12 protein-coding genes are annotated in these 10,595 nt (G+C 68.3%); 6 read left to right on the top strand and 6 right to left on the bottom strand.

The window, feature by feature from the left end; translation table 11 throughout:
• Positions 1-498 (top strand): hypothetical protein (locus G6017_RS12605; protein WP_182617655.1); only part of this gene is annotated, 498 nt, incomplete at its 5' end.
• Between the two features lie 74 nt (positions 499-572).
• Here the strand turns inward: G6017_RS12605 and htpG are convergent.
• The gene (gene htpG, locus G6017_RS12600) at positions 573-2,576 is read right to left on the bottom strand and encodes a molecular chaperone HtpG (protein ID WP_179523721.1); all 2,004 of its coding nucleotides are present in this window, start codon (positions 2,574-2,576) and stop codon (positions 573-575) included.
• A 151-nt stretch (positions 2,577-2,727) separates the two neighbouring features.
• Here htpG and G6017_RS12595 point away from each other — a divergent pair, with 151 nt between their 5' ends.
• The 3 genes from G6017_RS12595 (at position 2,728) to G6017_RS12585 (ending at position 4,717) form a co-directional block, all read left to right on the top strand.
• Complete coding sequence (locus G6017_RS12595; protein WP_182617653.1) at positions 2,728-3,303, top strand: maleylpyruvate isomerase N-terminal domain-containing protein; 576 nt, start codon at positions 2,728-2,730, stop codon at positions 3,301-3,303.
• 154 nt (positions 3,304-3,457) lie between these two features.
• Positions 3,458-3,880, top strand: a complete 423-nt coding sequence (locus tag G6017_RS12590; protein ID WP_347237999.1) for a VOC family protein — start codon at positions 3,458-3,460, stop codon at positions 3,878-3,880.
• A gap of 60 nt (positions 3,881-3,940) precedes the next feature.
• Complete coding sequence (locus tag G6017_RS12585; RefSeq protein ID WP_179523724.1) at positions 3,941-4,717, top strand: SDR family NAD(P)-dependent oxidoreductase; 777 nt, start codon at positions 3,941-3,943, stop codon at positions 4,715-4,717.
• Between the two features lie 301 nt (positions 4,718-5,018).
• Here the strand turns inward: G6017_RS12585 and G6017_RS12580 are convergent, their stop codons facing one another.
• The 4 genes from G6017_RS12580 to G6017_RS12565 form a co-directional block, all read right to left on the bottom strand.
• The gene (locus G6017_RS12580) at positions 5,019-5,849 is read right to left on the bottom strand and encodes an amino acid ABC transporter permease (RefSeq protein ID WP_182617651.1); all 831 of its coding nucleotides are present in this window, start codon (positions 5,847-5,849) and stop codon (positions 5,019-5,021) included.
• Positions 5,846-6,508: an amino acid ABC transporter permease gene (locus G6017_RS12575; protein ID WP_182617649.1), complete on the bottom strand. Its 663-nt coding sequence runs from the start codon at positions 6,506-6,508 to the stop codon at positions 5,846-5,848. The genes G6017_RS12580 and G6017_RS12575 overlap by 4 nt, the downstream gene beginning before the upstream one ends.
• Before the next feature lie 45 nt (positions 6,509-6,553).
• Positions 6,554-7,369 carry a glutamate ABC transporter substrate-binding protein gene (locus G6017_RS12570; protein WP_182617648.1) on the bottom strand — a complete coding sequence of 272 codons (816 nt, stop codon included), beginning with the start codon at positions 7,367-7,369 and terminating at the stop codon, positions 6,554-6,556.
• A 94-nt stretch (positions 7,370-7,463) separates the two neighbouring features.
• A complete protein-coding gene (locus G6017_RS12565) occupies positions 7,464-8,198 on the bottom strand; it encodes an amino acid ABC transporter ATP-binding protein (RefSeq protein WP_095718777.1) in 735 nt (244 codons plus the stop codon).
• A gap of 97 nt (positions 8,199-8,295) precedes the next feature.
• On the opposite strand from G6017_RS12565, the gene G6017_RS12560 reads away from it, so the two are divergent.
• A complete protein-coding gene (locus G6017_RS12560) occupies positions 8,296-9,534 on the top strand; it encodes a fatty acid desaturase family protein (RefSeq protein WP_182611091.1) in 1,239 nt (412 codons plus the stop codon).
• Between the two features lie 2 nt (positions 9,535-9,536).
• Complete coding sequence (locus G6017_RS12555; protein ID WP_182611092.1) at positions 9,537-10,019, top strand: hypothetical protein; 483 nt, start codon at positions 9,537-9,539, stop codon at positions 10,017-10,019.
• A gap of 21 nt (positions 10,020-10,040) precedes the next feature.
• On the opposite strand, the gene G6017_RS12550 is transcribed toward G6017_RS12555, so the two are convergent.
• Positions 10,041-10,319: a WhiB family transcriptional regulator gene (locus G6017_RS12550; protein WP_179523730.1), complete on the bottom strand. Its 279-nt coding sequence runs from the start codon at positions 10,317-10,319 to the stop codon at positions 10,041-10,043.
• Between the last annotated feature and the right edge of the window lie 276 nt (positions 10,320-10,595).

Here is a 10,595-nt window from a genome sequence, read left to right as displayed (position 1 = left end):
TCGACCGGCTGGGGGGCGGCGACCGCAGCCGGACTGGGGGTGTTACCCCAGGCGGCGATCGCCTGGCGGGTGCGACGCAAGGCCCTGTCCGATCACCACGTCACCCGCAGGGAGGACCGCCCTCTGGTGATCGCCGGAATCGCCGCGTCGGTGGCCACCCTGATGGTGGCCCAACGTCGCCGCGGGGCGCCCGTCGCACTGCAGCGGATGACCCGGGCGGCTCTCGTGGCGCTGGGCGTGGCCGGCGCCGCCACCATCCGGGTCAAGGTCTCGTTCCACACCGCCGTGCTCGCCGGTGTCGTCTCGGTGCTGGCCCGTCAGATCTCGCCCGGATACTGGCGGCTGCTCGTTCTGGTGCCACCCGTGGCGTGGGCACGGGTCCGGATCAGCCACCACACCCCGGTCGAGACCGCACTGGGCGTGCTGATCGGGGTACCCTGCGGCTACTGGGGCGGAGGCGGGATCGCCGCCCCACCTGCCCGCTCGACCGCGAACTGAGGACTGCGCACCGAGCGCCACCGCCCCGCGGGCCGGGAACGGGTGCCCGCGGGGCGGCGAGGGGACGTCCGGCGTCAGATCCGGTCGACCAGCAGCTTGGCGAAGGCGGCGGGGTCGGCGAGCGTGCCCCCCTCGGCCAGGACGGCCGCGCCCGAGAGCAACCGCGCCGTGTCGGCGAGGCCCGGGGCCGACGGATCCTCGGAGTACTGAGAGCGCAGCCGCTCGACCAGCGGATGCGAGGGGTTGAGCTCCAGGATCCTCTTGCTCGCGGGCAGCTCCATGCCCGAGGCCCGGTACATCGCCTCGAGCTGCGGGGTCATGTCGAACTCGTCGCCCACCATGCAGGCCGCGGACTCGGTGAGCCGCTGCGACAACCGCACCTGCTTGACCTCGTCGGACAGCTCCTCGCCCAGCCACTCGAGCAGGCCGGTGAACTCCGCGGAATCCGCCTGGCCCTTCTCCTCCTCGACCGGGGAGCCGATACCGGACAGGTCCACGTCGCCCTTGGCCACCGAGCGCAGGCGTCTGCCGTCGACCTCGCCGACCGCGTCCACCCACACCTCGTCGACCGGGTCGGTGAGCACCAACACCTCGACGCCCCGCGCCCGGAAGGCCTCCAGGTGCGGGGAGTTCTCCACCGCCGCGCGGGACGTGCCGGTGAGGTAGTAGATCTCCTCCTGCCCCTCGGCCATGCGGGAGACGTACTCGGCGATGGTGGTGCCCACCTCGTCGTCGTCGCCCCCGGTGGCCTCGTCGGAGGCTGCACGAGTGGACGCGAAGGTGCTCACGGCGAGGAGCTGCTCCCGGGCGTCGACGTCGGAGATCAGGCCCTCCTTGAGAACCGCTCCGAAGTTCTTCCAGAACGAGCGGAACTCCTCCGGACGGTCGGTCCTGATCTGCTCGATCGTCTGCAGGACCCGCTTGACCAGGCGCTTGCGGATCGCTCGGATCTGGCGGTCCTGCTGCAGGATCTCGCGCGAGACGTTGAGCGAGAGGTCCTGGGCGTCGACGATGCCCTTGACGAAGCGCAGGAACGGCGGCACCAGCTCCTCGCAGTCGTCCATGATGAAGACTCTGCGGACGTAGAGCTGGACGCCGCGCTTGGTATCCGGGGAGAAGAGGTCGAACGGCACCTGCGTGGGCAGGAAGAGCAGCGCCTGGTACTCGAACGTCCCCTCGGCCTTGAGGGTGATGGTCTCCAGCGGCTCGTCCCAGGCGTGGGAGACGTGACGGTAGAACTCCGAGTACTCCTCGTCGGTCACCTCGGAGCGGGGCCGCGTCCACAGCGCCTTCTGGGAGTTGAGGGTCACGGTCTCGGTGAGGGTGTTCTCCGCGGCGGGGTCGTTCCCCTCGTCGTCGTCCCCCGTCGGCTCCGGTGCCGGCCTCTCGACCTCCATCCGGATCGGCCAGGCGATGAAGTCCGAGTAGGTGCGCACGACCCGGCGCAGCGTGGACTCCGCGGCGTAGTCGGGCAGCGCCGCGTCCCCACCGGCCGGCTTGAGCTGCAGGATCACCGAGGTGCCCTGCGGGGCGTCCGGTGCCTCCTCGATCGTGTAGGTGCCCTCGCCGCCCGAGGTCCAGCGCGTACCCGTGGCCTCGCCGGCCTTGCGCGTGACCAACGTGACCGCGTCGGCGACCATGAACGTGGAGTAGAAGCCGATGCCGAACTGGCCGATGAGGTCCGCGGTGACCTGCTCACTGGCCTCGCCCGACTCCTGAGCCGCGCGGGCCGCGGCGAGGGCCTCGCGCATCTGACCGGTGCCCGACTTGGCGAGCGTGCCGATGAGGTCGACCACCTCGTCGCGGGACATCCCGATGCCGTTGTCGCGGATCGTCAGCGTCCGTGCCTGCTCGTCGGGGATCAACTCGATGTGCAGGTCCGAGGTGTCGACCCCCAGCGAGGAATCCTGGAGAGCGGCCAGTCGCAGCTTGTCCAGGGCGTCGGAGGAGTTGGAGATGACCTCTCGGAGGAAGGTGTCCGGGTTGGAGTAGATCGAGTGGATCATCAGATCCAGCAGCTGCCGGGTCTCTGCCTGGAACTCCCGGGTCTCGGCTGCGCCGGAGGTCTGCGGGCTCATGGTGGCGAGGGTTCCTCTCTCTGTGATGGGCGGGTCTGTGGGATGGGCGGGCGCGCCCCGTGAGGGCACCCCCACCGGACTGATCACGACGTGCTGTTCACGACGACACGATCAACCTACTGTGGGGTCCGGACATTCCGGAGGAGCCCCCGTGACCGAGAACCCGCTGCCCCACGACCACCTGGCCGTCCTCGACGCCGCCACCGAGCTGTTCGGGCGGGCGCTCGCCGACGGGCTCGACGGCGACTGCGGGTCGTGCCCCGGATGGAGTCGCCGGGACTGCGCCAACCACGTCCTCGGAGGCGGTCTGCGGTACGCGGCCTATTTCCCGCGCCTGCCGGAGTCCGAGATCGGTTGGACCCGGACAGCGGACCATGCCGGCGACGACCCCGTGGGTGCGCTGTCCCGTACCTCCGCCGGGCTTCGTGACCGGCTGGCCTCGGCCCCCGACGCCGATGAGCTGGTCGCCCACCGGCTCGCGGAGATCCCCGTCCGGGACCTGCTGGCGCTGCGGGTCTTCGAACTCCTCGTGCACGCCCACGACCTGCGCGGAGAATCATGGGAGTCCGACGAGGCCGAGACGCTCGCCGGCTGGGTGCTCGAGAACGGGCGGGACGTGGTGGAGCTCATGCGCACCTTCGGGGTGCTGGCCCCGGCGCGATCCGTGGGACCCGATGCGGACGCGCGTGCCGGGCTGCTCGCGGTGGCGGGCCGCGACCCCGGTTGACGGACACCGCCGCCCACCTTGCGCACACGCTCACCCCGGTCGGCGGAGGGCGATATTTCTCGTGACTGCGGCCGGCGACCGGTCTAGCGTCGATCATGCGGAGAACGCCTCAGGCACGGGCCGGGGCGCGCAGGCGAGAGGATCCGCGATGGCCATGCAGTCCAGCCCCTACATCTCCTTCCCGGGTAACGCCTCCGAGGCGTTCCCGTACTACCGCGACCTCTTCGGTGGCCGACTCGACCTGATGACCTACGACCAGATGCCGCCGATGGAGGGAATCCCGTTCACCCCGCCGTCCGGGTCGGTCGCCCACGCGACGCTGGAGGCCCCGGGCATCACCCTCACCGGCGGCGACGCCATGGGCGAGGACCTGCCCCGGCTCGCCAGTGACGTCTACTCGTTCCTGCTCGCCTTCGACACCACCGACGAGGCCCGCACCTTCATCGCCACCGTGGCCGACGACGGGGGCGAGCTGGCGATGCCGTTCGAGGTGGCTCCCTGGGGCGACCACTACGGTCAGGTCCGGGATCGGTTCGGCATCCGCTGGGACGTGGTGGTCGACGGATCGGCCGGGTGATTTCCGGCTGACCGCCCCGTGACACCCGTATCGATCACCTCCGCTTGTTACGGTTCAGCCATGGATATCTCCGGAGCAAGTGCAATCGTCACGGGCGGTGCGTCGGGAATCGGCGCCGCCGTCGTCCGTCAGCTCGCCGCGCAGGGTGCGAAGGTGGTCGTCGCCGACCTCAACGCCGAGAAGGGTGAGGCCCTCGCAGGCGAGGTCGGCGGCGTGTTCGTGGCCGTCGACGTGACCAAGACCGAGGACAACATCAAGGCCGTGGAGGCCGCGCTCGAGCTGGGCCCGCTGCGATACCTGGTCAACTCGGCCGGCATCGGCTGGGCGCAGCGCACGATCGGCCGGGACGGCGAGTTCGCCTCGGCCTTCGACATCGACTCGTTCCGCAAGGTCATCGACATCAACCTCGTCGGCTCGTTCGACATGCTCCGACTGGCCGCCACGGCCATGTCCCGCGGCGAGGCCGACGAGGACGGCCAGAAGGGCGCGATCGTCAACATGGCCTCCGTCGCCGCGTTCGACGGGCAGATCGGCCAGGCCGCGTACTCCGCGTCCAAGGGCGGCATCGTGGGCCTGACCCTGCCCGTGGCCCGTGACCTGTCGGCCGCCGGGATCCGCCTCAACACCGTCGCCCCCGGCCTCATCGACACCCCGATCTACGGCGAGGGCCCCGACTCGGAGGCGTTCAAGGCCAAGCTGGGCGAGAGCGTCCTGTTCCCCAAGCGTCTCGGCTCGGGCGACGAGCTGGCGTCGATGGTCATGGAGCTGCTCACCAACCCGTACATGAACGCGCAGACCGTGCGCGTCGACGGTGGCATCCGGATGCCACCGAAGTGAGCTGACACCGCAGTGGGCTGACACCTCAGTGCGCTGACCCCTCAGTGCGCTGACCCCGGGTCGCCCCGGGTACACGACGGCCCCGCCGGATCGGATTCCGGCGGGGCCGTCGTGCGTATCCAGGGCCCGGCGTACGGCCACGCCGCGCCCGTCCCTCACTGTTCACATCCGCGGACCGCAGCCGCTCGTGTCCCTGAACTCTCGCGTGCGCAACTGCGCAGGCCGGTGTTCATCGAGACGGGCGCCTGCCCCGCAGGTGTACAGGCGCGGGAGCAGATGCCCGCCCGCCCGCTCGGGGGTGTCAGGCCCTGGCGCGGCGCTTCTTCAGACGCCCCTCGAGGTAGACGGCGAGCTTGGTGAGCGTGTAGTTGATGATCACGAAGAGGATGCCGGCCACGATGTACGCGGGAACGGTGTTGGCGTAGGCGGAGCCGAGGGTCTTGGACCAGTTGAGCAGCTCCAGGTAGGTGATGCCGTACCCCAGTGCGGAGTCCTTGAGGACGACGACGAGTTGGCCGACGAGGGCCGGGAGCATGGCCGTGAGTGCCTGGGGGAGCTGGATCGAGCGCAGCACCTGCCCGGGGGTGAGCCCCACCGCGAGTCCCGCCTCGGTCTGCCCCGAGGGCAATCCGTGGACTCCCGAGCGGACGAGTTCCGCGATGACGGCCCCGTTGTAGAGGGTGAGCGCGGTGACCACCGCGGCCAGCGGCGCGTGCTGGTTGGGAACGATGTTCGAGGTGGCGAAGTACCCGAAGTAGGCGAACACCATCATCAGTAGCACCGGGACCGAGCGGAAGAACTCCACGATCACGCTGCAGAACCACCGCAGCGGGGCGAACGGGGAGAGCCGGCCCATGCCGAAGAGAAGCCCGAAGATCACCGCGAGCACGATCGAGATGGCCGCCGCGGTGAATGTCCCCTTGAGACCGGGGATCAGGTAGGAGGTCCACACCTGCGGGTCGGTGACGAACGGCTCCCACATGAACGCCTGCAGCTGGCCGGCCGCCTCGAACTGGATGTACACGACGTAGGCGATGCCGACGGCGATCAGCGCACCGATGACCGTGAAGAGCTTGTGGCGGAGTCGGGCCTTGGGGCCCGGGGCGTCGAACAGGACAGCCTGGGTGCTCATCGCTTCACCGACAGCTTCCGTGAGAGGGAGGTGGTCCCGAGCCCGATCGGGAGGGTGAGGATCACGAACACCATGGCGAAGAAGAAGAACGTCGGCAGGCTCGCCCCCTCGTTCTCCGTGATCACCTGGAGCAGCCCCGCCGAGTCGCCCACGCCGATGACCGCGGCGACCGTCGAGTTCTTGATGAGCGCGATGATGACCGAGCCGAGGGGGGCGATGGACCCACGGAACGCCTGCGGGAGGATCACCTCGCGCAGGGACTGCCCGAACCCGAGCCCGATGGACCGGGCCGCCTCGGCCTGCCCCACCGGGACCGTGTTGACGCCGGAGCGCAGGGCTTCACAGACGTACGCCGCGTGGTAGACGGCGAGCATGATCGCGGCCCACCAGAAGGCGTTGCGGGCGAAGTCGTCCGAGACGGACAACTGGAGGATGAAGGACAGGCCGAGGATGCTGAACACCATCAGCAGCGTCAGCGGCAGGTTCCGGAAGATGTTGACGTAGGAGGTGCCGAGTCCGCGGAGGACGGCCACCGGGGAGACCCGCAGGATCGCGATGATCGTCCCCAGCACCAACGCGCCCGCCGTCCCGAGGAGCGAGAGCTGAATGGTGACCCACACCGCCCCGAAGACGTCATAGTCGGCGAAGATATCGCCCATGGTCCACCTTCCGTCATGAGGTGCGGAGGTGTTTGTCAGGTCAGATCAGGCGCAGGCGTCCGGGTTGGGCGGGTTGCCCTCGCCCGGCTCGAAACCGGCCGGACCGAGGTTCTCCTCCACGGCGGTGTCCCAGCTGCCGTCGGAGATCATCTCGCGGATGGCCTCGTTGATCTGCTCGCACTTCTCCGTGTCGCCCTTCTGGATACCGATCCCGTAGAGCTCCTCGGAGAAGGGGGATCCGACCACCTTGAGCTGACCCTGGTACTGGTCCTGCGCGGCGTAACCCGCGAGGATCGTGTCATCCGTGGTGAGTGCGTCGACCGCGTTGGAGACCAGTGCCGAGACGCACTCGGAATAGGTGCCGAACTCCTGGAGGTTGACCCCCGGGACCTCCTCCTGGACGTTCTGCGCCGAGGTCGACCCGGAGACCGAGCACAGACGCTTGCCGTCGAGCGACTCCGGCCCGGTGATGCTGTCGTCGTCCGCACGGACCAGGAGGTCCTGGCCGGCGATGAAGTACGGTCCGGCGAAGTCGACCTTCTCCTTGCGGGAGTCGGTGATCGAGTACGTGGCCACGATCATGTCCACCTGCCCGGTCTCGAGGAGGGTCTCGCGCTGCGCGCTCGGTGCCTGGACCCACTCGATGTCCTCGGCGGGGGTGCCGAGCTTCTCGGCCACGTAGGTGGCCACGTCGACGTCGAGCCCGTTGTAGTCGTTGCCCACCTTCAGCCCCAGGCCCGGTTGGTCGAACTTGATGCCGATCCGGAGCTGGTTCTCGCCCCCGTCATCGTTCCCGCACGCGGTCAGGCCGAGAGCCAGGGTGACCGCCGCTGCGGCCGATCCGATCCGTCGGAAGTTCATGTGTTCTCCTCGTGAAATGGGTGGGTCGAGATCTGGGGGAGGTGATTCTGGAACGGGGGCCCGGTTCGGGGGTGGTGAGCGGACCCGAGCCGACTCAGTTGGTCAGGATCTTGGACAGGAAGTCCTTGGCACGGGCGCTCTGCGGGTTGGTGAAGAAATCCTCAGGGGTGGCCTGTTCGACCAGTTCCCCGTCGGCCATGAAGATGACGCGGTCGGCGGCCTTGCGCGCGAATCCCATCTCGTGGGTGACCACGACCATGGTCATCCCGGACCTCGCCAGCCCGGTCATCACGTCGAGGACCTCGTTGATCATCTCCGGGTCCAGGGCGGAGGTGGGCTCGTCGAAGAGCATGACCTTGGGGTCCATCGCGAGGGACCGCGCGATGGCGACACGCTGCTGTTGACCACCCGAGAGCTGGGCCGGGTACTTGGACGCCTGGTGCTCGACACCCACCCGCTCCAGCAGTTCCATCGCCCGCTTCTCCGCGACGGCCTTGGACTGTTTGCGCACCTTGATGGGGCCGAGGGTGACGTTCTCGAGGATCGTCTTGTGCGCGAACAGGTTGAACGACTGGAAGACCATGCCGACGTCCGCACGGAGCTTGGCGAGCGCCTTGCCCTCCTCGGGCAGCTCCTTGCCGTCGATGGTGATCGAGCCCGACTCGAAGGTCTCGAGCCTGTTGATCGCCCTGCACAGCGTCGACTTGCCCGAGCCCGAGGGGCCGATCACGACGATGACCTCGCCCTGATCGATGGACATGGTGATGTCCTTGAGCGCCTGGAAGTCACCGAAGTGCTTGTTCACGCCTGAGATCTCGACGAGTGCCATGGGAGGGATCATAGGCGGCTGAGGATTCATCGAGGATCGACTCGCCGATTGGACCTTTCCGGTCGACAACCTCACCGACCCTCCGTACCGTCAACCCATGGCGATATCAGACGTGAAGGAATACGCCCATCTCTCCGCCGAGGACGTCGAGGCGATCGGTGAGGAACTCGACGCGATCCGCCAGGAAGTCGTGGACTCGCTCGGCGAATCCGACCGCCGGTACGTGCAGAACACGATCCGTCTCCAGCGCGGACTGGTGGCCGGTGGCCGGGCGGTCCTCCTCTTCTCCGGGTACCGCCCGGCGTGGCTGGTGGGGACCGGGATGCTGGCCGCGGGCAAGATCATCGAGAACATGGAGCTCGGCCACAACGTGATGCACGGGCAGTGGGACTGGATGAACGACCCGGTCATCCACTCCACCACCTGGGAGTGGGACATCGTGGGCACCTCCGAGCACTGGAAGGCCACTCACAACCATCACCACCACACGTACACCAACATCATCGGGATGGATGACGACGTCGGGTACGGCGTGGTCCGTGTGACGCGTGACCAGCCGTGGAACCCGGCGTACTCGCTGAACCTGGTGTGGAACACCATCCTGGCGTTCACCTTCCAGTGGGGCGTGGGGGTCCAGCACCTCGAGATCGCGCCGGGCACCATCAACTCGTCCGGCCGGGCCGAGCAGAAGCGGCGCATCGGGCAGTTCCTGCGCAAGGCCCGCCGTCAGGTGGGCAAGGACTACGTGTGGTTCCCGCTCCTGTCGGGCCCCAACTGGAAGTCGACGATGGCCGCCAACGCCACCGCCAACGTCATCCGGAACCTGTGGTCCAACGCCGTGATCTTCTGCGGGCACTTCCCGGACGGTGCGGACAAGTTCACCCTGGAGGACCTCTCCGAGGAGACCCAGGCGCAGTGGTACCTGCGTCAGATGCTCGGCTCCGCCAACTTCACCGGAAGCCAGCTCACCCACTTCATGTCGGGCAACCTCTCGTACCAGATCGAGCACCACCTCTTCCCCACCATCCCGTCCAACCGGTACGGCGAGATCTCGGAGAAGGTCCAGGACGTCTGCCGTCGCTGGGATCTGCCGTATACGACGGGTCCGCTGTACAAGCAGTACTGGCAGTCGTGGCGCACGATCGCCAAGCTCTCGCTGCCCGACCGCTTCCTCAAGGCCACCACGGACGACGCGCCGGAAACCAGGTCGGAGCGCATGTTCGAGGGTGAGCCGCGGACCTACGACGATCACGCGGGCCCCCGGTCGGGCCTGGTCACCGCTCTCAAGCACCGGACCGACCCGAATCAGCTCCGGCGCCTGACCCGCACGGTCTGACGGTGGCGGACGACCGGCCGGACGAGGGAGCTACCTCCGGCGACCGGACGCCGAGCGTCGACGAGACGCATCGGCGACCACCCGGCGCGACCGACGCCGAGGTGGAGGCCGCAGGCACCGCCACCGAGGCACTGGAGTACGTGGAGCGGGCCCGGGGGCACCTCTATGACCTGCACCAGCTGATCGGGCGCGCGGACATCCTCTACCAGCAGGCCGCGGATCAGCTGGAGGCGGTCGGCCGGACCGAGCTCGCGGAGCTGATCCGGACCGAGATGGTCGGGGTGAACGTCCTCCACGGGCGGTGGACGTTCCAGATGGTCGAGGAGTTCGACGACGGGTTCTGGACCACTGCCCGAGAGGTCAGCAAGGCCGTCCGGGACGAGGTCACCGACGGGCGTCGCCACGTCTACGAGGCCGAACTCAAGGAGCGGAACCGGTCCGCGGGCACCACGGGTCATGAGGCGACCCCGCGGGAGAATCTCTGACCTCCGCGGGGTCGGCCGGTGTCAGCCGGTCCGGTGTCGGCCCGCCATGGCGTGCCGTTCGGACTCGGTCGTCCCACCCCAGACCCCGTAGAGTTCCTTCGATTCCATGGCGAACTGCCGACAGGGGTCGAACACCGGGCAGCCCTGACAGACGGCCTTGGCCCTCTCCTCCTTGCGACGGCGTTCGCCCTTCGATTCGTCCTCTGCGCTGTAGAACAGGTCTTCGAGATCGATGCAGGCGGCATCGTCCCGCCACGACCAGAACTCCGCAGTGGGTTCGAGGTTCCTGTATCTGGGCACGGCGCCTCCTTCCCGCGACGCTGAAGTGCCCTGCCATGAGCCCTGGATGTTCAGAACGCGGTTGACTCCATCCTGACAGTCGACGCGGCGAGGTCAAACGGAAATTAGCGAGCGTAGGCTAACCTTTCTCGGCAAAAGTCGACGGGGGCTGCGCTTTTCGGAGCCTGTGGCCAGAGGTTAGAGTTCGGCAATTCTCCGGGGCCGACTCTTCATCTGCTGAGACGAGTGGCGGAAGTGGGCCTCGTCAGCTGCCGAACCGGGCCGTCGTCGCCCCGC

Source organism: Dietzia sp. B44 (assembly GCF_014145245.1).
Classification (GTDB): Bacteria; Actinomycetota; Actinomycetes; order Mycobacteriales; family Mycobacteriaceae; genus Dietzia; species Dietzia natronolimnaea.
This window is presented reverse-complemented; position numbering and strand designations above follow the sequence as displayed.